The following is a 23767-nucleotide window of genomic DNA, read 5'->3' as shown; positions in this document are numbered from 1 at the left end:
AATGGAAGTACAATCGACAAAAGATAAAGAAAAAAAGAAGTGGTTGAAGCCGTTGATTATCATTGTTAGTGCACTTATTATCGGAGGAATCGTTAGTTTTAGTATAACTTCTGGAAAGGTTCAAGCATTTGTACAGCGTTTAGGAGAAGAAGAGAAAATAGAAACGACTGTTCCGCTGGAAGAGTTTTTAGTAAACTTATCCCCAGGAGAGACAGGAAAAGGACAATACTTAAAAATAGAATTATCGGTTTACAGTCTTGAAGAAGATGCGCAAGAACTGATCGATAAGAACATACCCCAGATACGAGATGCTGTTATTAGTGTTTTACGTACAAAAACGAGCGACACTGTTTTTCAAGAAGAGGAAGGTTCATTGGTTCTGAAAAAGGAATTGATCAGCCAAATCAATGAAACACTGGGGAACGCAGTAATTAGGGATGTATTTATTACAAATATCATCATGCAATAGAGAAAGTGAAAGGAAGCTGAAACATGGGATTGGGAATTGGGATAGGTTATGTGGTAAAAAGTATTTTTGCTTTGGCCATTATTATTTTTATAGCCAATTATAGTTTAAAATATTTGAATACTTTTATGACCAAAAAAGGCAAAGCTATCCAGATCATCGAAAGAACAGCCATAAATAAAAGTTCTTCTATTTGCATTGTGGAAATAGCGGGTACATATTATGTGATGAGTTTTACGGAAACACGTAATGAGATCCTTAGACAACTAACAGAAGCTGAAAAAGAAGCAGTCATTAAAACCCAGGAGACACTGGAAGTTAAACAAGAAAAACCTGATTTCCCAAATGGAAAGCCTAGCCAATTTCTTAAACAACTCCAATCCCGTTATCAAAATTTGTATGAAAAGAGGAAATAAAGTTGAAAAAAAAAGGACTGTTAAGTATTTGCTTTATCCTCTTCTTACTTAGTTTTAGTTTTCCGCACGAAGTTTCCGCTGTTGGCACAATAGACGACTTGACTAATGCAGTTGGAAGCCAGTCTGGTGAAACTTCGGATGTAGTGAAATTATATGTATTAATGGGATTGCTCAGCTTAGCTCCTACATTTCTAATTTTGACCACCAGTTTTACGCGCATCATTGTTGTTTTGTCTTTTGTAAGGAGTTCATTGGGGACGCAACAGAATCCACCTAACTTAGTGTTGACAGGTATTGCTTTATTCTTGACGTTTTTTATTATGCAGCCGATTTATTCACAAGTGGCGGATGATGCGCTGACCCCCTATTTAAATGAAGAAATATCGGGACAGGAAGCTTTTGAAAGAGCAGAAGAACCGATCAAACAATTTATGTACCAACAAACAAGGGACGAGGATATCAAGCTCTTTTTGGATATATCGGAAACGAAGAAGCCGGAAGATTTACAAGAACTTCCATTGACGATCATCGTCCCTGCATTCGTTATCAGTGAATTGCGGACAGCTTTCAGTATCGGATTTTTGATATTCATTCCATTCCTGGTCATCGATATTGTTGTAGCCAGTATTCTGATGTCCATGGGAATGTTTATGCTGTCTCCCGTTATGATTTCGCTGCCCTTTAAACTATTATTATTCGTGTTGGTTGACGGGTGGTATTTAGTCGTCGAGTCGCTTGTCACAGGTTTTCAATAGAGGTGTAAAATGACAATAGTAACAGTTTTAGACATTATCAGAGAAGCATTTATGACGATGATCATTGTAGCAGGCCCGACTTTGATCATTGCCCTTGTGGTAGGCCTGTTGATCAGTATCTTACAGGCTACAACTCAACTTCAGGAGCAGACCTTGAGTTTTGTTCCTAAAATCTTAGCAGTGGTTGTTTCGCTGATCGTTTTCGGTAATTTTATGTTAAATGCTTTAATTGGATTGACACAAAAAATATTTGAAATGATTGCAGCGCTTTGATTGAGGAAATCGGGGGTCTGCAAATCCAAACAGCACTGTTGATTTTTATCAGGATCACAGCATTTATTGTTATCAGTCCGGGATTTTCCATAAAAGGGCTGCCCAGTTTAGTTAAAATTGGGTTATCGGTCGGAATTACGATTGCAGCTTATCCGGTCACTTCAGCTTTATCAGCGGAAGTGCCAATGGAATTATTTGTATTGCTGGCTATAAAAGAAACCCTTTTAGGACTAGCGATTGGTTTTATTACAAAACTTATTTTTTCAGCGATTGAAATGGCGGGGAATTTTGTGGACTTTCAAGTTGGTTTCTCAATGGGAGCAACATTTGACCCGGCATTGGGCGTTAATGTTTCGTATTACGGAAAAATTTATTATTGGTTGTCGATTTGTATTTTTTTCTTAACCGACCTGCATCATGTCGTGATAAAAACAGTGGTTAAAACCTTTCAATACGTCCCCATCGAAAGCACGGACCTTGGAGGATTTGGGGTTGAAGGAATGGTGAAACTATTTGCCATCGTTTTTGAAACAGCTTTAAATTTAGCCGCGCCCTTAATGATCGTGGCATTGCTGACAGAGGTCGTATTGGGGTTGATTTCCCGGACCGTTCCGCAAATCAATGTATTGATTTTAGGAATGCCGTTAAAAGTATTGGCTAGTTTTGTCTTTATGTTGTTATTGCTGCCGACATTGATCAAAAACATTCAGACAACGATGCCGTTAATGATCAAATATATCAATGAATTTATCCAGTCGTTGCCGACAATATGAGGTGAGAATGCATGGCAGAAAAAGATGGCAAAACAGAAAAAGCCAGTCCTAAGAAACTAAAAGATTCAAGAAAAAAAGGCGAAATTGCTAAAAGCCAAGATCTGACTTCTGCTGTCACATTTGTCGTCTTTATCGTCTCCTCAACTTTTCTGGGAACCTACATATTAAAACAAGGTTATCTTTACTTGAAAATTTATTTATCAGAAGGTTTGGTAGTTAAAGGTTTAGAAAACAATTTAGGAAATATCGGTATGCGAGCCATTATTTTTACATTGATCTTGGCAGGACCCTTTCTGGCGATTGGCTTTTTTGCTTCTTTGGTGGCCAGCATGCTGCAAACGGGTTTTCTTTTTACATCCACACCGTTAAAGGTTGATATTAAAAAGATAAACCCCATCAGCGGATTTAAAAATATGTTTAGCAAAAAGACGATGTTCACCTTATTAAAAAATCTAATGAAGTTGGGCCTGGTTTTTTGGATGTCTTTTACAATGATTCGATCATCGATCAATCATTTAGTCAATTCCGGTAATGTTGGGACCCAGAAGTTATTCTTTTTAGTAATGGAACTAGTAAAAAGTCTGGGGGTTCAATTAGGTATCCTATTGCTCGGATTGGGCATCGGCGATTATATCTATCAAGTATACGATTACCGTAAAAATTTGAAAATGTCTAAACAAGAAGTAAAAGATGAATACAAAGAAAGTGAAGGAGACCCGCAAATTAAAGGCAAACGTAGGCAATTCCACAGACAAATGACCAACGGCACGTTGGCAGATGTGGAGACAGCGACTGCTGTCATTACCAATCCTACTCACTTAGCTATTGCGATCCGTTACGATAAATCACAGGATGAAGTTCCAATTATCGTTGCGAAGGGAGCAGACCATCAAGCTGCTAAAATCAGAGAACGAGCGAATGAGTCTAATGTTCCGATTATAGAAAACAAACCGGTTGCTCGAGCAATGTATAAATCTATTGAAGTAGGACAACCGGTCCCAGTCGATATGTACCAAGCGATTGCTGAAATTTTAGCGTTGGTGTATCAAATGGAAGAAATGAATAAACATAAAATTTAAGAGTGTTTTAAAGGATGAAGGAGTCGAAGAGATGTTAACTGCTTTTACGGGGAAATTTGGAAAACTAACAAAATCATTGGATGTCATCATTGCTTTTTTTGTAGTGGCTATTTTAGGAATGATCATCATTCCGTTGCCTTCTCCAATGTTGGATTTTATGTTAGTTGTCAATATAGCTTTATCGATCACTATTTTGCTTTTAACTCTTTTTTCTAAAAGCGTATTGGAATTTTCAACTTTTCCCACACTGTTGTTGATTACAACGATGTTCAGACTAGCATTGAATATTTCTTCCACTCGTTTGATTTTAACGGTAGGAGAAGCCGGAACCGTTATCGATACTTTTGCCAATTTTGTGGCGGGGAACAACATTGTTGTAGGAGCGGTTATCTTTATCATTATTGTCATCATTCAAATGATGGTCGTAACGAACGGAGCCAGCCGAGTTTCGGAAGTATCGGCTCGTTTTACGCTAGATGCCATGCCCGGAAAACAAATGTCCATTGATGCAGATTTAAATTCAGGGCTGATCAATGAAGATCAAGCTAAAAGCAGACGGTCGGATCTTGAAAGAGAAACACAATTTTTTGGAGCAATGGACGGAGCCAGCAAGTTCGTTAAAGGGGATGCGATAGCGGGTATTATCATTACCGTCATCAACTTAATTGGAGGAATCGTGATCCACACGGTTCAAAGCGATATGGCCGTTATGGAAGCTCTTAACCAATTTGGGAAATTAACGATTGGGGATGGCTTAGTCAGTCAAATTCCTTCATTATTGATCTCAGTTGCTTCAGGGATATTGGTTACACGCTCAGGCAGCAACACCGGCTTTGGCAGCGCAGTTGGAAAAGAATTATTCCATGCTCCTAAAGTCATGCTGATGCTCTCTGCGATTTTAGTTTTGTTTGCTATCATACCCGGCTTTCCCACATTACCCTTTTTACTATTAGGAGTAGCAGCAGGAGTCGGCGGGTATTTGACACTGGAAAATGAAAAACATCAACAGTCTTCAGACCAAGCGGATGAAATGAAAAGCAAAGATGCATTACGAGCACGGCAAGAAAAAAGCGAAGAAGAATCGGTCTTTTCTTTTCAAGTCGATCCTATTTCAGTCGAAATTGGGTATGGCCTGATTCCAATTGCAGATGATACACAAGATAACAATTTAATGAATCACATTTCTAATATCCGTAAACAAAGTGCTCATGAACTCGGCATCCTGCTCAGCCCGATTCGGATTCGGGATAACTTGCAATTGAAAGCCAACGATTACCTGATTAAAATCAAAGGCAATACAGTTGCCCGGGGCGAACTGTTTTTGGATAAATATATGATTGTTGATCCTGGTGAAACCGATTTTGATTTTGATGGGATTCCGACAAAAGAACCGGCCTTTGGTTTAGACGCCATGTGGGTGGATGAAGCAGACCGAGAAGCAGCTGACTTAAGAGGGTATACAGTGGTTGAACCACTGACAGTATTGGTCACGCATCTTAAAGAAACCATTTATAAATCAAGTTATGAACTATTAGGCAGACAAGAAGTCAAACAATTATTAGAAGGAATCAAAGACAAGTACGGTGTAGTGATCGATGAGTTGATTCCAGATATCTTACGGCTCGGCGAAGTTCAAAAGGTTTTGCAAAATTTATTGAAAGAAAATATTCCGATCAATGACTTGGTGACGATTTTGGAAACCCTGGCCGATTATGGAAATACGACTAAAGATGCAGAAATGCTGACAGAATATGTTCGGCAGGCATTGAGTCGGACAGTTGTAAAACAATATTTGGATGAAAATGACACCTTACAAGTTGTTACGATCTTACCGGATACAGAAGAACTGATCAGCCGAAGCATTCAGAAGTCTTCAGCTGGATCCATTCCGGTCCTTCAATCTGATATTGTTACAAAAATATTTGACAGTATCACTGCTACTCATAATCAATTGACGATGAAGGGAATTCCGCATGTCTTATTGGCGTCTCCCAAAATCAGACCGGCGATGAAAAATTTGATTTCATATAATTTTCCTGATTTGGCCGTTTTATCTTTAAATGAAGTTCCTAATGACGTGCCGATCGAAACCGTGGGTATCATTGAAAGCTAGTAAAAGTGAGAACAGTTTAGTTGATTTTTCTAATAGGAGGGTAGCAGATGTATTATGAAAACGATAGAGAAAAAGAAATCATAAAATACCTGCCCTTGGTGGAAAAGGTGGTAAGCGGGCTGAGCATCAAACGCAGTGATTATGACCGCGATGACTTGTATAATATCGGTGTGATCGGGTTAATGGATGCTCTTGAAAAATTCGATAAAACAAAAAAAGTTCCTTTTGAAGGGTATGCCTATATCAGAATCAAAGGAACCATTATTGATGAAGTCAGAAAAACAGCACCGGTTTCAAGAACGAGGCTTGGTCAACTGAACGACTATTATCGCGCCAAAGAAAAACTTGAAAAAACAACTATGCGGACACCGACAGAACAAGAGATTTGTCAGGAACTAACGATCAATGAAAAACAACTGTCTAAAATTCATGAAACGGTCCATCATTTAGCATCTGTTTCACTTGAAAAGGTCATGTTCAATGAGGATGGAAATGACAGTGAATTAATCGATTTCCTGGAAGACGATCGTACCGTTGATACTGAAGAAGCACTGACGGACAAAGAGCGCCAAGGGTTGTTAACGTCACATATCAGTCAGTTATCTGAACGAGAACAGATGATTTTGAATATGTATTATGTTGATGAACTAACACTGAAAGAAATTGCTTTTATTTTTGATATATCTGTGCCGCGTGTTTCGCAAATCAATGGAAAGACGTTACTGAAACTGAGAGAATCGATGAGGAGAGAATACGATGATTAGAAGTATAGATACGCTTAGCCGAAATTTTGATATTCTACAAAAAAAGCAAGAAAACATTAGCGCCAATGTAGCTAATATCAATACAGCAGGATATAAATCACAAGAACTCATTCAAAGTACACTTGCTTCTAAACCAATGGTCAATCATTTGGGCGGACCGTTATTAAACCAACAAAATGACATCGGTTCATTTACTTTCGGCAACCAAATTGACGAAGTCTACACAAACTTTGAGCAAGGCGGGCTGAAAGGAACGGCTTCGATTACAGATATTGCCTTGCAAAGCGATGGTTTTTTCACAATAGCTGGAGATGATGGTCAGACTTATTACACGAGAAATGGCAACTTTACGGCTAATGCTGATGGAGAACTGGTAACTCAAGAAGGACATCATGTTATGGGAATTGATGCTGGCGGACAGCCGACTTTTATTCCGGCTGGCGGAATGGATTTCTCTGTGGACAGCACTGGGAATATTAATGGAACCGGCTTGCGTTTGCTAGTGACTGAATTTAACGATCCGTCTACTTTGACCAGTGTCGGGGACACATTGTATACAGGACAAGGCGGAACAGCAATGAATGGCGGAGTGACCATTTATCAAAGCATGGTTGAAACATCAAATGTTAAAACAGCCGATGAAATCACGAACTTGATGATGGTTTCCAGAGAATTCGGAGCGAATCAAAAAATGCTGAACGCTGCGGATGAAACATTGAAAAAATCGGTTAACGAGATCGGAAGAGTCTAGGAGGAGCAGAAGATGAGTATACCTTTAAGTATCAGCAAAAGTGGAATGAATGCCGTTCAAACGGCAATGGATGCTTTATCAAATGATATAGCCAACGTTAATACCACTGGTTATAAATCAAAAAATGTCAGTTTTAATGAACTGTTAAAAAACGATATCAATGGAGGAAATATCCTCTTATCTGATCAGACTCAAAACAGTGCGATCACTATTGGAACAAAAAGCGGAGTAAATACGATTAATATGGCACAAGGCTCACTTGTTTCTGATGAAAATGCTTATCATTTGGCAATTGAAGGGGACGGCTTTTTTGGAGTAACGGATGCCAATAATCAATTCTATTTAACTCGTGATGGAGCTTTTCAATTAAACGGCGATAAATCGATCACCAACAGCAATGGGGACCGGTTATCCATTGAATCAGCTATTCCCCCTGAACAATGGCCGGCAGGCGACTTGTCGATTGCAGCTAACGGCGAAATCAGAATCCAGACAGAAGACACGAACATGCTGATTGGAACGATTCCATTATTTACTCCAGCTGTTTCAGATGCATTAGTTCCAGTTGGCGGAAATAAGTTTACTTATAATGGAGATTACATACAAACAACTGGTTCGATCCATCAACATTATTTAGAATCTTCCAATACAGATTTAGCAACAGCGATGACGGATATGATGTTGGCACAGCGCTCGTATTCATTAAACACGAGAGTCGCGCAAGGAACAGATGATATGATGTCGATGATCAACCAATTCAAACAATAACAAAAGGCTGTGATAAACTTCGTTTATGCCTGACTAAAAATACTTAGTGACTGTGGGGTGTTTCATCCTTACAGTCATTTAAGACAGAGAAGCGCCAGCGACGTTGTGGGAATTGGGAGGCAGAACATACTGCGCATACGCCCAATTCATCTTTTTTACGAAGGCATGAAGTTTAGAGCGTAACAACAATAAGGAATTGAAGTCTACGCTTTAGCTTTTGGCAAATGCATTAACGGTTCGGGTTGACGCGGGAAAAACGGGTCAGGAAAGAGTTTGAGGGATAACACGGGTGATGACAGATGATTAAAATGAAAAATGTAGCAAAAACTTATCCAAAAGGAGTAAAGGCACTTCGAGATGTATCGGTTACCATTGAAGATGGTGAATTTGTATATGTAGTCGGCGCAAGCGGTTCAGGGAAATCGACCTTCGCAAAGCTGATTATTCGGGAAGAAAAGATGACCCGTGGCCAAATGGAAGTTTGCGGGTATAATTTAGCAAAACTGAAAAGCAGTGATGTTCCTAAATTAAGGCGTCAAATCGGAGTAGTTTTTCAAGATTACAAACTGTTGAATGACCGGACAGTTTTTGAAAACATAGCTTATGCTCTGGAAGTGATTGGAACTAAACCTGAAGAAATCAGGCCGCGTGTAATGGAAGCTTTGGCTCAGGTAGAACTTGAATTAAAAGCTGACCTAAAGCCCACAGAACTATCTGGAGGCGAACAGCAAAGAGTCGGAATTGCCCGAGCGATCGTCAATAGACCTCAAGTACTCATTGCTGACGAGCCGACAGGCAATCTTGATCCCAAGACAGCTTTAGAAATAATGCGGCTGTTTTACCGCATCAATTTGCAAGGAACCACTATTATTATGGTCACTCACAACCGTACGATTGTTAATAAAGTACACAACCGTGTCTTAGAAATCAAAAATGGCGAAATAGTAGGGGATGAAAGTAAAAATAACGGCAGTCTTCAATACGATTACAACTCCGGTGACTATGTAGTCATTTAAATAAGCCCAGACAAAAAGTCTTGGCTTATTTTTTTGGAAAAAGTGTTCTTTCAGCAATACAACCTTACAATTGTTTATTTTATTAGCTAAAAAAATTAAAATAATGGATCTTGCTATAAAGTTTTCTTTCAATCTACCGATATAGACAATTAGAGAGAACTAAATTGATAAGAAAAGGATTGAAAAAATGAAAAAAAAGAAAGAAAAACAAAGTAAAATCAAAAGTTTACGTACAAGAATATTAGTAGGATTTGGTGCAGTAGTTCTACTCATCATGTTATCGAGCCTATTTAATATCTTGAGTTTGAACGATATAAACAAATCAATGCAAACCATTATGGAGCAAGAAATGAAATTATTGATCAACGATGAAAAGTTATTAACCGATATGAATAAACGTACAAGTCTGATTCGAGGCTACATGGCTTATAATGATGAAGCTTACCGAATTCAATTCAATACAGAGACTAAAGAAAGCATTAAATTAGAAAATAAAGCTTTAGAACTAAGTGATGCAGCAGAATTAAAGAAACTAATCGATAAGAAAGTCGCTTGGGGAAGATTAACCGATGAGGCATTAGAAGCTTATGATAACGGCGATCCTAAAAAAGCTCAAGATATTATGAATACGCAAGCACAAGTGTTGGAAAATGAGCTTGAAAAAGGATTTTCTGATTTAGCAGCAAAGAGAGAAGATAACATTCAAAAATTTGGCGATGACATAATGAGAAAAGGTAAAATAATCGAACTCTTAAGTTATGTGGTCACTATTTTGGTCGCTCTCTTATCTGCACTCGTGGCTTACTTGACATCTAGAAGTATAACCAGACCAATCAATTTGGTCATGAACCATATGCAGACAATAGCAGGTGGTGATTTAAGTGTTGAACCGTTACCTGTTACGACAGAAGACGAGACTGGACAGTTAGCAGCAGCGATGAATATGATGCAAGATATCTTAAAACAAACGATGCATAAAATATCAGAAGACTCAGAGACATTGACAGCTCACAGCGAAGAATTAAATCAAGCGGCTTTTGAAGTGAAATCAGGTTCAGAGCAAGTAGCCACAACGATGCAAGAGTTAGCGACCGGTACAGAAACGCAAGCCAACACAGCTAGCAGTCTGTCGATTGTAATGGGGAACTTTACTAAAAAAGTCCGCGATACCAATAAAAGCGGCGATCAAATCTCTAAAACTTCTCAAAAAGTATTGGAAATGACAACGGAGGGCAGCCGATTGATGGAGTCGTCTAATCAGCAAATGCAAAAAATCGACAGTATTGTTCAAGACGCTGTTGAGAAAATGGCAATTTTAGATAATCAAACCAAAGAAATTTCAAATTTAGTCTCGATCATCCAAACGGTAGCCGACCAAACCAATCTGCTTGCTTTAAACGCAGCGATCGAAGCGGCCAGAGCTGGGGAACACGGCAGAGGCTTTGCGGTTGTTGCTGATGAAGTTAGAAAATTAGCTGAACAAGTGGCTGTATCAATCGCCGATATTACTGGATTCGTTACAACGATCCAAGCTGAATCAAAGAAAGTCAGCGACTCTTTGCAAAACGGCTATACTGAAGTTGAAGAAGGAACGTCTCAAATCAATACAACTGGGCAAACGTTCAACAAAATCAGTCAGTCGGTCACCAGCATGGTTAATGAAATTCAGAGTATTTCTGGAAACTTGGAAAGTATTGCAGCTAACAGCGAAATTATGAACGGTTCAATCGAGGAAATTGCGGCTGTTTCTCAAGAGTCAGCAGCTGGAGTAGAAGAAACATCAGCAGCTTCTCAACAAATCAGCAGTTCGATGGAAGAAGTGGCCGGAAATTCAGAACACTTAGCAGCATTAGCTGAAGATTTAAGTCAAATGGTCAATCAATTCAAATTATAAAAAAATCAAGCCATGGAATAAGACGAAAATGTCTTATTCCATGGCTACTTTTGTTAATAGTTTTCTGCTTTTTGACCTTGTTTAAATGAGGAATAGGGGGCCATGGCTTCACCAATGAGCGGCTACAAGAATAAGTACCGGTAACGTGTTTAAATCCATTAGAACTCAGCCATTCGCAATAGTTGCACATTTAGGTTTGTCGGTTGAAGGATGGGATCATTGTAAAGTATCTAAATGGTTTAAGCATCGTTTTGTTCCTCTAGTTCTGGATGGTAAGCAGGCAAATAGGTATGCTTAGTTTCAAATTCATGATAATAAAAACCGAGATCATAGCGGTATTTTTCATTTTCCAGCCAGGGTTTATGCTTACCGCAATAGTGAATGAAGACTACATTCATTTCTACCCATTCTTGATTGTAAATTGCAGGAAAAAAGAGTTTCAGTTTTGAATAAAAACGCGGGTCTAAGTTGTAAATACGCCAATCTGCTTCGCCGATGCGGTTCCAATATAAATGATTGAAAATATCTTGATCCGGCAAAACGAGACGGTTTTTGTTCGTTTGTATAGCTTTAAAAATATCATCTGGCGTTACTTTTGTCCGTATTTCGGACAGATTCATCAATAAAATTCCAGTATTGAAATAATCTTCAGATTTTAGTGTTCCTAAGCGGAGATTATTAAGAGGCTGAATCCACTTGGTTGCATATTCATGAGTTGTTGCAATAAATAGATTATCTTTAAAATCTTGATTGTAGAACTTAGCAAATGAATTTAAATTAATGATATCTGGATCCAAATATAGAATACGATCTAATTTGTCTGGCAATACAAAAGGAGCCAACAACCGGTAATACATTTCAATGGAATAATACCGGTTGACGACCGTATCTTCTTCAAAAAGATTCGTACAATCAATGACATGTAAAGAATGCCCTTCATTGTTAATAAATGCTTCTAGCCGAAGAAGCTGGTTATCCGAAATGTCTTTGTGCATTAAATAGATGTCAAATACTTCTTCACGACTGTTTGAGTAGAAAATCGAACGAAGCAATGTATAAAATGGCGGCAAATAAGTTTCGTTTAAAGTAAACAATAAATTCATTAGACAGGCTCCTATATCATTTAACATTCTACTATAAGTATGTCTGAAACTATCAAGAAAATCCAAGAACAAGTTAAATGGAGCTGCTAGTATCAGCTGACAAGGTAGGAGAAAAGGATTTTAAATACATTGACTTCTGTAACATCTCAAATTCAGCTTTCTTCACTCAATAACCGGTTTTCTCCTTGAATTTTTTGTATTTCGGTAATGTCTTGTGTAACTTCTAAACAACCTAGGTAATCATTGGTTTCGGTGTCGTAAATAGCAAAATAACGGATATAAATCATTTTTCCATGCATGTTGATCCAGAAATCAGCTTCAGTTCTTTCTCCAATTCTAAAATCATCAAGAATCTTTTGAACCATATGCATGCTCTTATGAGGATGACAATTGATAACTTCGCGCCCGATGACGGAATTTGTGCGTGGGAAAACCCGGTTCTTCCCTTCAGAGTAGAAGCGTACACGATCGTCTTTATCGACGAAAGTTAAGTCAACAGGCAATACGCCAAAAATGGCGGTTAATTCTTTTAGTCGAAGGACACCAGTTGGCAAAACAATTTCGCCTTCGCTTAATGGGCTGTCTCGCCAATCGTACTGTTCTGTTTGATCAGTAGACATAGGCAAATCTAGTTCTGCAGCAATCGTTTCTGTCATCGCCGCCGCTTTTTTTGCAGCTTCTGAACGGTCTGCTTGCTGTTCCTTTTCTTGTTTCAACGCTCTCTTACTTGGTTTCCAAGTAAGAGGCTGAGGAATAAAAGCAAAGCCGATATCCAAACTATCTTCAGCAATTCTTTGCCAATCGGTTAGACTAAAAACATCTAAAATCATCGGAATCAGTATTTCTTCCTCTTTAAAAATCATTTCTTCGACTTCCGTCATAACATGTTCAATTTTGTCATGTAAAGGGTTGATAGCAAACAGTTTGCTGTTTAAATAAGCATTTACATCTTTGATCGCCGCACGAATATCATCGTCGACGCCCCACATGACTTTTGGGGGAGCAGTAATACCATACCGTTCCATATAAGAGAAAATCAGTGTTTCTTTTCGGGCATAATGTTTATCGATTTGCATCAAATCTAGTAAAGCGTTTTGCAAACGTTCTTTTTGAGAAAAGTCTCCGCCAGAAAACCGTTCAAAAGTTCCTTTGATCTCATCTTGTATGAGTGAGCGAATCACTTTATTTTCTAGCTTCAAAGTATGAATGGGATGTCCTGGCTGTTCGTGTTCATAATTTGAGCGGTGGATATCTCTGATAGAGCCTTTGAAAACGGCTGCATGAACGTTGCACAAATGTTGGATTTCTGAAGGGTCTAAGCCGCCGGCAATCAATTCTCTTTCTGCCGCCGTGATCTCGCTGACGTCTATCCCATCGAAGGATTCATCGAAAAGACGCTTTGCTTCTTCAAACGCACCGCCTTCGTGAAGCAGTGTTAATATTTCGACAATCTTTTTTTGACGGTGAGCCATATTGTTTTCCATACAATCACTCCTTAATGGTAAAACCTAATTGTTCTAACTGGTCAATAATCACGTGGAGGTCAACTTTTTTCATTTTTGCTCCTTTAGGGATAGTCATATATCTTCCCACAGTCGTTAACATAGCAGGGTTTTGAATATCTTTTAAACCTAAATCAAATAGAACGGTTTGAATTTCGGGGTAAGCTGTGACCAATTCGTACACAGAAGAACTTAAGTTGATTTCTTTCATATCAATTGCTCCATTTCTAAAAAGATAAAAGCGATTGTTAACTATATCACATACTATACCGCATAAGACTAAAGAGGACAAGAGGATTTGGTTTATTCTTTGTTCTTTATTCCTAATTACACAGCATCTTGAGTGTTTTTGAAAAAAAACAGGTACTTTAGAAAATAATTATAACAAGTGATAAATCTCTTATTCTCAGGAATTTATTGAAAAAATATAAACGGAGTAAGAAAGAAATAGACTGATATGCTGCATTCTAACTATTAGGAATGATAATTTTATTTTTTTGTAAAAGGAAGACAGAATAGCAGTTCAATTGTGAACAAAATAAACATAATAACCGAACAAAAAAATGAAATGGCTATAAAGTAATAGATTTTAAAAAAAGGGTGTGATATAAAATAACATTATATAACTTAAAACCTTTAAATACAGAAACGAGGTACAGCTTGATATGTCAAAACGAACGTCATCTTTATCGCTTTTTCTTGCTTTATTGTTAGTCGTTTTTCTTCTGATTTTTCAATTTACTACAAAAAGTCACCTTTATATTAGTTTCTCAGTTCTTCTGATAACAGCACTGATCATGAATTTTCTATCTACTTCTAAAAATTTTATTTTAATACTTACCATTATTTTCAGTACCGGTTTTTCACTTGCCGTTTTATCAGGTACAAGTATAAAGTCTCAAACTTATTTGATTGGTGAATATATACTGTTGATGGCAGCTTTGATCCTTATGTGGTTAGTGTTTGCAGAAGCGAAAAGAAACAGTGAAGAGCTGACTAGCCTAAGAAAAAAAGCTGAAGAATTAGAAAAATATGTAGGAACATCTAATTTGCTGACCCATTCAGAGTTTACCAATCGAATTAAAGTTATTATGGCAGGGACCCAAAGACGAGGAGAAGAAAATTTTTATATCTCGGTTAAGACCACTCCTTTAAACACAACAAAAGAATCAATGAATTTTTTATTGATGCAAACATTGTTACAAACAGTGAGATCTGATTTCGATTTAGTAACAAAGCTAGCAGACGGTTCTTATCTGGTCTTTTTGCAAAACACTAAAAAAGAAGGCTGCTTAAAAGTAGTAGAGCGGCTTTATCAATCTTTACGAACAGAGTTAAATTTGATTCAACTGCCGATTAGTTATGAGATTTTGAATCAAGAACAAGGTCATGACTACTATGTGGATCACAAGGATGGAGAACTTAAAAAATGAATATAGCGATGATAGTGATTATGTTTTTCTTTTGGGCGATGTTGGTTTTTTATTCCATTCTTACAATAGCAGGCGTGATTCAGCGGTTAACAAAAAAAGAAGAAATCATCTTAACGAATTATCCATCGGTCGCGGTTTTGATTCCTGCTCATAATGAAGGTGTCGTTATTAAGGATACGTTAAATGCAATGGTCAAGTTAGAGTACCCGGGAGAGCTGACCGTTTATCTATTAGACGACAATTCAGCAGATGATACAGCGAGTATTGTACAAGAATTCAGCCAATTATTTTCTAGAATTTGTTATATCAAAGTCCCGCCGGGCAAACCAACAGGTAAGTCACGTGTACTAAATTATGGGCTTTCTATCACAACATCGGATTACTTTTTAGTGTTTGATGCAGACAACCAGCCGAACAGAAATGCAGTGATTGAATTGGTGCATGCAGCAGAAACGACGAAAGATTCTGCAGGAGCAGTAGGCTATGTTAAAACGATCAATGCCAGTCAAAATTTGCTGACACGAATGATTGCGATTGAATTCCAAGTATTCCAATTGCTGATGCAAAGCGGCCGCTGGAAATTGTTTAAAGCCGGTTCTCTGGCAGGTACCAATATGCTGCTTAAAAGAGAAGTTCTTCAAGCGGCCGGAGGATATGACCCTTATGCTTTAGCGGAAGATGCCGAGTTAACGGTCCGAATAGCAGCAATGGGGAAAACACTGCCGGTTGTCCACCAATCGCATACTTGGGAGCAAGAACCTGAAAATATAAAAATCTTTATCAAACAGCGGACCAGATGGTTGACCGGTAACTTGTATTTGTTAGAGAAATCTTTACGCGATTGGAGTTTTTGGAAAGGGAAAACGTTTATTTACAGTCTGCAGCATGTCTTGACTTACTTCTTTTTTGTAGTGTTGCTCTTGGTTTCCAACATTTGGTTTGTTTTAGGGTTGTTTGGGTTTTCCGTTCCTTATTTTGATATCCCATTATTGTTTATTTGGTTTTTAAGCTATGTCGTTTATACAGCACAAGTTATCAGTGCCATGGTATTGGAGAATTCCATCTCTCCATTCAATATTTTTGTGGGATTGATCATGTACTTTACTTATGCACAATTTTTCCTATTGTTATTGTTAAGAAGTGCTAGTCAATACATTTGGAGCCGAATCACCAAAACAACAATCACGTGGGATAAGACAAAACGATTCAAAAAAGGGAGCACAGTGTGAAGAAAAAAAGGGTTTATGTCATCTTGCTGATTGTTCTTTTAATGAGTTGTTTGTTAGCCTTAGGTTTTCAAAGGAAGATAGGTGTTCAGCAGGTAGTGGATAACAACTATAAAACGAATAAAGACTTGATTAAAAATTACGCAAAAGAATCCAATACCCAATATCTATCTGAAAGCATTGGCCAATACCTTTATTATTTACTGCTTGCGGAAGATGAAAAAGAATTTAAGCAACAAGTAGACAGTTTAAGGAAAAACTTTTTAGCGAAACAACCAAACGGAACGTTTATTAAATGGGTAGCCACTGCTGAAACCACAACAAATGCTTCGGTTGATGACTTTCGCATCATCGAAGTACTTAGAAAAGCGAGTACTCGTTTTCAAGATTCATCGTATTTGAAATTAGCTGATGAACTGGAAGAAGCGTTAAATTCAAACCAATTGACCGATGGCGTCTTGGTCGATTTTTATGATTGGAACGTGCAAAAGAAAACGAACACTTTACATTTATCGTATATCAATCACCAAATCATAAAAGAAAATACAGCAGTAGATAAAGCGGCGTATCAAAAAATAGTAATAGAATCAAGCAAGCTTGAAACACCTTTTTTTAAAGAAATTTATGACGTTGAAAAGCAGGTTTATTTATCAGCTGATAAAGGGACGGTTAATATGATTGACCAACTAATGATAGCTATTCAGTACATCCATTTCACAGAACAAATACCTAAAGCCTTTGATCAATGGCTGAAAGAAGAATGGGATACAAAAGGAAAATTGTTCGGAGGATATCTTAAAGAGGATCTCGCTCCAGCCGTTCCTTATGAATCAAGTGCGGTTTATGCTCTAGCTATCCTTTATTTCAATTTATCTCATGAAGAAACATACGTTAACGAACTCCAAAGCATACTCTTAAACCAACCTTCTTTTGATAAAAATGCTGATTATTCAACCATTCATTTTTTTGATTACATGTGGTCGGAAACGGTCAATCTCTTGTATAAAAATGACTTTGTTAATAAACAGTGGGAGTGGGACTGAGAATGAAAAAACACTTACAGCCTTATTTTTCCGCGAAAATGACCGATTTAAGTAGTAGTAGGGGAGGTCTTCAAATGGATGAGTTTCAATTTCACTTTCAACCTAAAGTCGATGTGCAGAACAATCGAGTGATTGGATATGAAATCTTATTAAGAAACAAAGAGCAAAACCCGCATTACCCAGCTGCAAAAATGGAAAAGATTATCCATAGCAAAAAAGAACACAGTCATTTTTTAAATTGGTTTCAAGAGGAACTAGTGCGATTGGTGCAGTTGTTTCCGACAGTGCAGTTTTCTATCAATTTCGCTCCTAGACAATTATTTTATCCGGAAACCACTGATTTTTTTACGACGATGCAGCCGTATGCTAAACAATTGGCCATCGAAATAACTGAAGACGCTCCATTATTTGCTGCTTCAACTGAAAACGTTGATTCTTTAACGATCGATCAACAACTGCAATCTATTTTTGCATCGATCAAAGCAAAGGGCTACTGCATTGCATTGGATGATGTGGGCTCAGGAAAAAATTCATTGGATGAGGTTTTAAAATATACTCCTTATCTAGACCAAATTAAATTTTCAATCGTAAAATGCACTAAAAAAGATATAAAAGAAGAAACGCTGCATCTGTTCTTAGGTGCTTGGCAACGGTTTTCTGAAGATTACCACCTTGATTTCATCGTGGAAGGTATTGAAGATCAAGCAACAAGTGAGGGGCTGAAAGAACAAGGGATAGTCCTTCAACAAGGTTACCACTTTGGAAAACCTTCAAAATGCATAAAGAAATGTCGGTAACAAATTAAACAGACTATTTTTATTTACTATGGCTAGCTGATTGGAGGAATTTATTATGCTGTCATCTATTCTCTTAAATATTATTGCCAATATTTCGATTCTCACTACGGTATCTTATGTATTCGTTAAGTTGATTCCAAAAGAGAAAACGTACACGTTGAATATAAAACAAAAGCTGTTGATGATTGGGCTATCTAGTATAACAAGTTTTATTTTAATGCTTTTTTCAGTGGATTTGCCTGAAGAAGTTATTATGGATTTCAGACACGTTATTTTAATTTTTCTGGTTTATTATTTTGGCCCTTCAGTTTCTGTTCCGACAGCTTTTTTGATGGCAGCGTTGCGTCTGTTTTGGGGAATAAATACTACTTCAATCCGAACAGCGATAATGTACGTTGTACTGGGATTAGTATTGCCAATCGTATGTAAGAGACTAACGAAACAGTTAAATAAATATGCCGTCTTGCTGCTCCTCAATGCTGTTTGTGTGTCAACGATCACTATAAACTTGTTCTTTTTATATGACGACTTTTTATTGAGTGCTCTTATTTGCCTAGGTTTATTGATTCTTTCCAGTATTGTAACGATTACAGTAACAGCTTTTATTGAAGATTTGATAAAAAATCTGCATTTATATTTGAAAGAACAAGAATATGCAAAAATGGATTATTTGACTGGTTTATACAATATGAGAGAATTTAATAAAAAATGGAAAATGATCCAAGCTGACCACTCGATTGCAACGACTGCGTTTGCAATGTTGGACATTGATCATTTTAAATGGATCAACGACACTTATGGTCATGCAAATGGGAATTTTATTTTGCGGCAATTAGCAACGATTCTGAAAATAGGAGCTCCCGACAATGAACTTGTTTACCGTGTTGGCGGAGAAGAATTTTGTTTGATTTTAAACGATTTGCCGTATACAGAACAAGAAGCCATAGCTGAAAATATCAGAGCTAGCGTGGCAGACACAGAATTTTTATTAGAAAATGGAGCCGGTATCCATATAACCATATCCATAGGTTTGGCTGCTTCTGCCCAACAAAAAGACATGAAGAAGCTGTTCCGCTTAGCCGATCGGTGCTTATATATGGCTAAAGACCAAGGAAGAAACAAAGTAATTGGAGCAACAATGGAAAGTGAGTAGGGGTGTGATTTACTCTTATAGAGAAGCTTTATTTGTCTCATCAATAGGAATAGTGTTAAACTTGAAAAAATTGAGTCTAAGTTAAGGGATTCTAAAAAGTACACTTTAAATAATTAATAGTGAAAAGAAAAGAGGCGGCGATAAGGATGAACACTTTTCCTCAAGCAACCTCTATTAACGAGGTCAGAAACTTCATTGATGAAAACCCATTGGCATTTGTATACATTTCAAGAGAGAATTGCGGCGTTTGTCATGCCGTTCAACCTCAAGTTCAAGAAATGTTAGTAGAATTTCCTATGATCAAACCCATTCAAGTAAATGCAGATAAAGTTCCTGAAATTGCAAGTGAATTCACAGTATTTACTGTTCCTGCTTTGCTTTTGTTTGCTGATAATAAAGAAGTTGTCCGAGAAGCGCGTTTTGTCGTTACGGATAATCTGCATGATCAATTCCAGCGCGTCGTTGAAAATTATGAGCAACTGTAAGAAATTCGTTCTTTATTGTTAGTTATTGATCCAAGAAAAAATTTAAGTCAATTGAAGGCAACTACACTTTTTTAAAAAAGAAACAACTATCTGTTTAGCAGCTATAAAGGCAAATGAAAGAAGCAAGAGAATAAGTTAAAGAATAACCTAAGCGATAAAATTAAATTGACAAGGTAAAATAGGGCTGTTACAATGAATCTACTTTTACCAAAAAAGATTAAAAACAAGAGGAGGAAGCCGAGATGAAAAAGATGAACTGTAAAAATGTGTTGTGTTGTCTATGTTGTATGAATCGCTCATGTGAACAGTTACGATCTTTTGAATTGGCTTCTGATTTACTGACTTAACTTTTTGTGTTTTCGAGAATAGACAGCTATGGTGGTTTAGTTTACCCAGCTTTCTATGGAATGGATGAAAAGGGTTTCAGTTTAAAAACCAGCTGGATTTAAAGAGAGATTTTCTGTGTGCATGAGTCTATACTCATGCACTTTTTTTTGTACCTTTTTTTAAGATAAGGAGAGGAGTTAAGAGATGTTAGTCAGAAAAATCACAGATTTAATAGGCAATACACCCTTGTTAGAAATCCAGGGATTTGACCTACCGGAAAACACGAAAATATTTGCTAAGTTAGAAATGCTTAATCCAGGCGGCAGCGTTAAAGACCGATTGGGAATAAAATTATTGAAAAGCGCCGTCGATGAAGGATTGATCAATAGTGAAACCATTATTATTGAACCGACTGCTGGAAATACTGGAATAGGGCTAGCTTTAGCAGCACAAAAATACAATTTGAAAGTAATTTTTATTGTTCCAGAAAAATTTAGTCAAGAAAAACAAATATTGATGAAAGCTCTAGGAGCAACAATAGTTCATACTCCTAATAATCAAGGAATGCTAGGAGCCATTAAGAAAGCTGAAGAACTAGCCGCTGAACTGGAACACAGTTATCTTCCTTCTCAATTCGAGAATCCAATGAATCCTTTAGCTTATTATGAAACTCTGGGCCCGGAACTTATTTTTGATTTAGGTTCAAAGCGAATTGATGTATTTATTGCCGGTGCAGGCAGCGGAGGGACCTTTTCTGGCACTGCACGCTATTTAAAAGAACACTATTCAGAAACTGTAGCTTGTGTTGTTGAGCCAGAAGGATCCATATTGGGAGGAGGGCAGGCACACAGTCATAAAACGGAAGGAATAGGAATGGAATTTATTCCGGATTTTATGGACCAAAAATTGATTGATAAAATTTACACGATTTCAGATGAAGAAGCCTTTTACTACGTAAGAAAGCTTGCCGAATCAAATGGAGTGTTTGTTGGAAGTTCAAGTGGAGCAGCGTTTGCTGCTTGCCTGAAAGAAGCCCAAGAGTTGCCGGCTGGGAGCACTATCGTAACGGTTTTTCCCGATAGCAGCGAACGCTATATGAGTAAAAATATTTATCAAGAAGGAGTGTCTAATAAATGAAAATGAAGACAAAATTAATTCATGGGGGCATTAGCCATGACGAAGCAACGGGATCACTTAATGTGCCCATTCACCAAACCTCTACTTATAAACAAGAAAAAGTCGGCAAACATAAAGGCTATGAGTATTCAAGAACGGGCAATCCGACACGATTTGCTGTTGAAGAACTGATCAGCGACTTGGAAGAAGGTGTGAGAGGTTTTGCATTTGCTTCAGGTTCAGCCGGAATACACACTGTTTTCTCTCTTTTTTCAGAAGGAGACCATATTATCGTTGGAGATGACGTTTACGGAGGAACGTATCGGTTGATCAATGCCGTTTTAATTCGTCTGGGATTAGAATTTACAACTGTTGATACCAGTAATGCTGCTCTTATTGAATCCGCTATTCGTCCAGAAACAAAAGCTGTATTTTTGGAAACACCCACCAACCCATTGCTAAAGATTACCGATATCCAGGCGGTGGCAGCTATCGCTAAAAAGCATGATGCTTTAGCAATTGTCGACAATACGTTTGCGACTCCTTATTACCAACGTCCGCTTACTTTAGGAGCAGATATTGTGGTTCACAGTGCTTCGAAATATCTAGGTGGGCACAGTGATCTTGTTGCTGGTTTGGTTACTACCAACAATGAAGCAGTAGCGGATGAAATTGGCTTTCTGCAAAATGCTATTGGGGGGATTTTAGGACCGCAAGATAGTTTTATCTTGCAACGGGGTATTAAAACATTAGGCGTTCGTATGGAAGAACACGAAAAAAATGCACAAGCCATTGTCGAGTATCTGAACAACCATTCAGGAATCGAAAAAGTATATTATCCAGGTCTAGCAACACATGCCGGACACGCTATTGCCAAGCAACAAGCGAGTGGTTTCGGCGGTATGGTTTCTTTTGAATTAAAAGCGGGCTATCCTGTTGAAAAATTTGTAGAAAAACTTGAAGTTATTACCCTTGCAGAAAGCCTTGGAGCAGTTGAGAGTTTGATAGAGATCCCAGCTTTGATGACTCATGGCTCTATTCCAAAAGCAGTCCGCTTAGCATCAGGTATTAAAGATGAATTGATTCGTTTATCCGTTGGGCTGGAAGATAAGGAAGATTTAATTGCTGATTTGGAACAAGCTTTAGCGGCTATGGATTAAGGAAGGCGGAGTTGGTTTATGGGAAGAGAATTTTTAGAAATTTTTTCAGACTGGTCAGAAGATTATGATGAGTTTGTTGAAGGAAAAGACCCAGAGTACCAGGAAGTCTTTAAAAATTATGATAGGATATTAAATGAGCTTGTTTCAAGAAGCGGGAACAGCATCATAGAGTTTGGAATCGGTACAGGAAATTTAACGCTCAAATTGCTAGCAGCAGGAAAAACGGTTTTTCCCATTGAGCCTTCTAGGGAAATGCGGGAAGCAGCTCAAAAAAAACTGCCAACCGAACTTGAAATTATAGATGGCGATTTGCAGAAGTATCCAAAACCTGACAGAGCAATAGATACAATGGTTAGTTCCTATGTCTTCCATCATTTGACAGATAAAGAAAAGGCTCTAGTACTAAAGGATTACGCTCTCCAATTGGAAGAGAATGGAAAAGTCGTTTTTGCTGATACGATGTTTAAATCCAAAGCAGCATTTTTTCAAAAGCTTAACGAAGCCAAGAAACAGAACTTTTATCGATTAGCTGAAGATTTGGAGCGTGAGTATTATCCTATTGTTTCGACGGTGGAGCAGCTTTTTGAAGAAGCCGGTTTTGATGTGGATGTTCAGCAAATGAATGATTACGTCTGGATAGTGACTGGAACCAAAAAATAAAGGAGATGTTTAGGATATGACAAAAAAAATGAATGTAGAGAGTTTTAATTTAGATCATACAAAAGTAAAAGCCCCTTATGTACGTCTTGCGGGAGAAAAAGAAGGTCGTAACGGTGATTTGATTTTAAAATATGATGTGCGATTCACACAACCAAATGTAGAGCACATGGATATGATGTGTGTTCATTCGTTGGAGCATTTGACAGCTGAACTGATTCGAAACCATGCCGACTATGTCGTTGATTTCGGTCCGATGGGGTGCCAAACAGGTTTTTATTTAACGGTGATCAACCACAATAATTACGATGAAATTTTAAATGTAATCGAAAAGACGATGCAAGATGTGCTTATAGCTACTGAAGTACCAGCTAGCAACCCAAAGCAATGTGGTTGGGCTGCAAATCATACGTTAGAAGGAGCACAGCAGTTGGCAAGAGAGTTTTTGTCTAAAAGAGATGAATGGAGTAACGTGTTTTCCATTGGCTAATATAAAAAGCAACGAATGAAACAGTCATTTTGTTGTGAGACATAAAACCGGTTTTTTAATAGTTGTATCAAAGATAGACATAAAGATTACCGTTAAAACCACAAAACTTTTTTCCGATTACCTTCTACTGCTTCCCTCAATGCGGCGTATTCTTCAGTGTTGGACATAGCAGAATTTTTAAAAAAATCCGGCAGAGCAGCTGAAGTA

Annotated in this window: 25 protein-coding genes; 22 read left to right on the top strand and 3 right to left on the bottom strand. The window is 37.7% G+C overall.

Going from position 1 to position 23767, the window contains the following annotated elements; all coding sequences use genetic code 11:
* The first annotated feature begins 1 nt into the window (after position 1).
* The 12 genes from NY10_RS06970 to NY10_RS06915 all read left to right on the top strand — a co-directional run bounded on the left by NY10_RS06970 (position 2) and on the right by NY10_RS06915 (position 11068).
* On the top strand, positions 2-469 hold the full coding sequence (locus NY10_RS06970) for a flagellar basal body-associated FliL family protein (RefSeq protein WP_058919290.1): 468 nt from the start codon (positions 2-4) through the stop codon (positions 467-469).
* Between the two features lie 23 nt (positions 470-492).
* Positions 493-882 (top strand): flagellar biosynthetic protein FliO, encoded by a 390-nt coding sequence (locus NY10_RS06965; RefSeq protein ID WP_231726711.1) that lies wholly within the window; start codon positions 493-495, stop codon positions 880-882.
* Positions 879-1637 carry a flagellar type III secretion system pore protein FliP gene (gene fliP, locus NY10_RS06960; RefSeq protein WP_058919289.1) on the top strand — a complete coding sequence of 253 codons (759 nt, stop codon included), beginning with the start codon at positions 879-881 and terminating at the stop codon, positions 1635-1637. Before NY10_RS06965 ends, fliP begins: the two co-directional genes overlap by 4 nt.
* Positions 1638-1646: 9 nt before the next feature.
* A complete protein-coding gene (gene fliQ / locus NY10_RS06955) occupies positions 1647-1910 on the top strand; it encodes a flagellar biosynthesis protein FliQ (RefSeq protein WP_058919288.1) in 264 nt (87 codons plus the stop codon).
* The gene (gene fliR, locus NY10_RS06950) at positions 1907-2683 is read left to right on the top strand and encodes a flagellar biosynthetic protein FliR (protein ID WP_231726710.1); all 777 of its coding nucleotides are present in this window, start codon (positions 1907-1909) and stop codon (positions 2681-2683) included. Before fliQ ends, fliR begins: the two co-directional genes overlap by 4 nt.
* An 11-nt stretch (positions 2684-2694) precedes the next feature.
* Positions 2695-3762, top strand: a complete 1068-nt coding sequence (gene flhB, locus NY10_RS06945) for a flagellar biosynthesis protein FlhB (protein ID WP_058919287.1) — start codon at positions 2695-2697, stop codon at positions 3760-3762.
* Between the two features lie 31 nt (positions 3763-3793).
* The gene (gene flhA / locus NY10_RS06940; protein WP_058919286.1) at positions 3794-5875 is read left to right on the top strand and encodes a flagellar biosynthesis protein FlhA; all 2082 of its coding nucleotides are present in this window, start codon (positions 3794-3796) and stop codon (positions 5873-5875) included.
* Positions 5876-5922: 47 nt separating this feature from the next.
* Positions 5923-6639 carry a sigma-70 family RNA polymerase sigma factor gene (locus NY10_RS06935; protein WP_058919285.1) on the top strand — a complete coding sequence of 239 codons (717 nt, stop codon included), beginning with the start codon at positions 5923-5925 and terminating at the stop codon, positions 6637-6639.
* Entirely contained in the window at positions 6632-7390 is a 759-nt protein-coding gene (locus tag NY10_RS06930; protein WP_058919284.1) for a flagellar hook-basal body protein, read from the top strand. The genes NY10_RS06935 and NY10_RS06930 overlap by 8 nt, the downstream gene beginning before the upstream one ends.
* Positions 7391-7402: 12 nt before the next feature.
* Positions 7403-8158, top strand: coding sequence for a flagellar hook-basal body protein (locus tag NY10_RS06925; RefSeq protein WP_058919283.1), 756 nt, complete (start codon positions 7403-7405; stop codon positions 8156-8158).
* A 299-nt stretch (positions 8159-8457) separates the two neighbouring features.
* The gene (gene ftsE / locus NY10_RS06920) at positions 8458-9174 is read left to right on the top strand and encodes a cell division ATP-binding protein FtsE (RefSeq protein ID WP_058919282.1); all 717 of its coding nucleotides are present in this window, start codon (positions 8458-8460) and stop codon (positions 9172-9174) included.
* 187 nt (positions 9175-9361) lie between these two features.
* A complete protein-coding gene (locus NY10_RS06915) occupies positions 9362-11068 on the top strand; it encodes a methyl-accepting chemotaxis protein (protein WP_058919281.1) in 1707 nt (568 codons plus the stop codon).
* 239 nt (positions 11069-11307) lie between these two features.
* On the opposite strand, the gene NY10_RS06910 is transcribed toward NY10_RS06915, so the two are convergent.
* The 3 genes from NY10_RS06910 to NY10_RS06900 all read right to left on the bottom strand — a co-directional run bounded on the left by NY10_RS06910 (position 11308) and on the right by NY10_RS06900 (position 13884).
* Positions 11308-12171 carry a glycosyltransferase family 8 protein gene (locus tag NY10_RS06910; protein ID WP_058919280.1) on the bottom strand — a complete coding sequence of 288 codons (864 nt, stop codon included), beginning with the start codon at positions 12169-12171 and terminating at the stop codon, positions 11308-11310.
* A 152-nt stretch (positions 12172-12323) separates the two neighbouring features.
* Positions 12324-13655, bottom strand: a complete 1332-nt coding sequence (locus NY10_RS06905) for a DUF438 domain-containing protein (RefSeq protein ID WP_058919279.1) — start codon at positions 13653-13655, stop codon at positions 12324-12326.
* A gap of 4 nt (positions 13656-13659) precedes the next feature.
* Positions 13660-13884: a DUF1858 domain-containing protein gene (locus tag NY10_RS06900; RefSeq protein ID WP_058919278.1), complete on the bottom strand. Its 225-nt coding sequence runs from the start codon at positions 13882-13884 to the stop codon at positions 13660-13662.
* A 454-nt stretch (positions 13885-14338) separates the two neighbouring features.
* On the opposite strand from NY10_RS06900, the gene NY10_RS06895 reads away from it, so the two are divergent.
* The 10 genes from NY10_RS06895 (at position 14339) to NY10_RS06850 (ending at position 23560) form a co-directional block, all read left to right on the top strand.
* Positions 14339-15106 carry a hypothetical protein gene (locus NY10_RS06895; RefSeq protein WP_058919277.1) on the top strand — a complete coding sequence of 256 codons (768 nt, stop codon included), beginning with the start codon at positions 14339-14341 and terminating at the stop codon, positions 15104-15106.
* Entirely contained in the window at positions 15103-16335 is a 1233-nt protein-coding gene (locus NY10_RS06890) for a glycosyltransferase family 2 protein (RefSeq protein WP_082664206.1), read from the top strand. Before NY10_RS06895 ends, NY10_RS06890 begins: the two co-directional genes overlap by 4 nt.
* The gene (locus tag NY10_RS06885) at positions 16332-17375 is read left to right on the top strand and encodes a hypothetical protein (RefSeq protein WP_058919276.1); all 1044 of its coding nucleotides are present in this window, start codon (positions 16332-16334) and stop codon (positions 17373-17375) included. The genes NY10_RS06890 and NY10_RS06885 overlap by 4 nt, the downstream gene beginning before the upstream one ends.
* 74 nt (positions 17376-17449) lie before the next feature.
* Entirely contained in the window at positions 17450-18172 is a 723-nt protein-coding gene (locus tag NY10_RS06880; RefSeq protein ID WP_058919275.1) for an EAL domain-containing protein, read from the top strand.
* A 55-nt stretch (positions 18173-18227) separates the two neighbouring features.
* Positions 18228-19325 (top strand): diguanylate cyclase, encoded by a 1098-nt coding sequence (locus NY10_RS06875; protein WP_058919274.1) that lies wholly within the window; start codon positions 18228-18230, stop codon positions 19323-19325.
* A gap of 146 nt (positions 19326-19471) precedes the next feature.
* The gene (locus tag NY10_RS06870; RefSeq protein ID WP_058919273.1) at positions 19472-19810 is read left to right on the top strand and encodes a thioredoxin family protein; all 339 of its coding nucleotides are present in this window, start codon (positions 19472-19474) and stop codon (positions 19808-19810) included.
* A 531-nt stretch (positions 19811-20341) separates the two neighbouring features.
* A complete protein-coding gene (locus NY10_RS06865; protein ID WP_058919272.1) occupies positions 20342-21274 on the top strand; it encodes a PLP-dependent cysteine synthase family protein in 933 nt (310 codons plus the stop codon).
* On the top strand, positions 21271-22413 hold the full coding sequence (locus NY10_RS06860; RefSeq protein WP_058919271.1) for a bifunctional cystathionine gamma-lyase/homocysteine desulfhydrase: 1143 nt from the start codon (positions 21271-21273) through the stop codon (positions 22411-22413). Before NY10_RS06865 ends, NY10_RS06860 begins: the two co-directional genes overlap by 4 nt.
* Before the next feature lie 18 nt (positions 22414-22431).
* Positions 22432-23073 (top strand): class I SAM-dependent methyltransferase, encoded by a 642-nt coding sequence (locus tag NY10_RS06855; protein WP_058919270.1) that lies wholly within the window; start codon positions 22432-22434, stop codon positions 23071-23073.
* A gap of 16 nt (positions 23074-23089) precedes the next feature.
* Complete coding sequence (locus NY10_RS06850) at positions 23090-23560, top strand: S-ribosylhomocysteine lyase (RefSeq protein WP_058919269.1); 471 nt, start codon at positions 23090-23092, stop codon at positions 23558-23560.
* Positions 23561-23767 lie beyond the last annotated feature (207 nt).

Origin of the sequence: Carnobacterium sp. CP1 (assembly GCF_001483965.1) — a bacterium.
Lineage (GTDB): Bacteria > Bacillota > Bacilli > Lactobacillales > Carnobacteriaceae > Carnobacterium_A > Carnobacterium_A antarcticum.
The sequence above is the reverse complement of the archived record's forward strand: the minus strand, read 5'-3'. Positions and strand labels throughout refer to the sequence as shown.

Bases quoted from the DNA above. Each gene is read 5' to 3' on its own strand.
- NY10_RS06970 (WP_058919290.1), top strand. From the start codon at position 2: ATGGAAGTACAATCGACAAAAGATAAAGAAAAAAAGAAGTGGTTGAAG.
- NY10_RS06965 (WP_231726711.1), top strand. From the start codon at position 493: ATGGGATTGGGAATTGGGATAGGTTATGTGGTAAAAAGTATTTTTGCT.
- fliQ (WP_058919288.1), top strand. From the start codon at position 1,647: ATGACAATAGTAACAGTTTTAGACATTATCAGAGAAGCATTTATGACG.
- flhB (WP_058919287.1), top strand. From the start codon at position 2,695: ATGGCAGAAAAAGATGGCAAAACAGAAAAAGCCAGTCCTAAGAAACTA.
- flhA (WP_058919286.1), top strand. From the start codon at position 3,794: ATGTTAACTGCTTTTACGGGGAAATTTGGAAAACTAACAAAATCATTG.
- NY10_RS06935 (WP_058919285.1), top strand. From the start codon at position 5,923: ATGTATTATGAAAACGATAGAGAAAAAGAAATCATAAAATACCTGCCC.
- NY10_RS06930 (WP_058919284.1), top strand. From the start codon at position 6,632: ATGATTAGAAGTATAGATACGCTTAGCCGAAATTTTGATATTCTACAA.
- NY10_RS06925 (WP_058919283.1), top strand. From the start codon at position 7,403: ATGAGTATACCTTTAAGTATCAGCAAAAGTGGAATGAATGCCGTTCAA.
- ftsE (WP_058919282.1), top strand. From the start codon at position 8,458: ATGATTAAAATGAAAAATGTAGCAAAAACTTATCCAAAAGGAGTAAAG.
- NY10_RS06915 (WP_058919281.1), top strand. From the start codon at position 9,362: ATGAAAAAAAAGAAAGAAAAACAAAGTAAAATCAAAAGTTTACGTACA.
- NY10_RS06910 (WP_058919280.1), bottom strand. From the start codon at position 12,171: ATGAATTTATTGTTTACTTTAAACGAAACTTATTTGCCGCCATTTTAT.
- NY10_RS06905 (WP_058919279.1), bottom strand. From the start codon at position 13,655: ATGGAAAACAATATGGCTCACCGTCAAAAAAAGATTGTCGAAATATTA.
- NY10_RS06900 (WP_058919278.1), bottom strand. From the start codon at position 13,884: ATGAAAGAAATCAACTTAAGTTCTTCTGTGTACGAATTGGTCACAGCT.
- NY10_RS06895 (WP_058919277.1), top strand. From the start codon at position 14,339: ATGTCAAAACGAACGTCATCTTTATCGCTTTTTCTTGCTTTATTGTTA.
- NY10_RS06890 (WP_082664206.1), top strand. From the start codon at position 15,103: ATGAATATAGCGATGATAGTGATTATGTTTTTCTTTTGGGCGATGTTG.
- NY10_RS06880 (WP_058919275.1), top strand. From the start codon at position 17,450: ATGGATGAGTTTCAATTTCACTTTCAACCTAAAGTCGATGTGCAGAAC.
- NY10_RS06875 (WP_058919274.1), top strand. From the start codon at position 18,228: ATGCTGTCATCTATTCTCTTAAATATTATTGCCAATATTTCGATTCTC.
- NY10_RS06870 (WP_058919273.1), top strand. From the start codon at position 19,472: ATGAACACTTTTCCTCAAGCAACCTCTATTAACGAGGTCAGAAACTTC.
- NY10_RS06865 (WP_058919272.1), top strand. From the start codon at position 20,342: ATGTTAGTCAGAAAAATCACAGATTTAATAGGCAATACACCCTTGTTA.
- NY10_RS06860 (WP_058919271.1), top strand. From the start codon at position 21,271: ATGAAAATGAAGACAAAATTAATTCATGGGGGCATTAGCCATGACGAA.
- NY10_RS06855 (WP_058919270.1), top strand. From the start codon at position 22,432: ATGGGAAGAGAATTTTTAGAAATTTTTTCAGACTGGTCAGAAGATTAT.
- NY10_RS06850 (WP_058919269.1), top strand. From the start codon at position 23,090: ATGACAAAAAAAATGAATGTAGAGAGTTTTAATTTAGATCATACAAAA.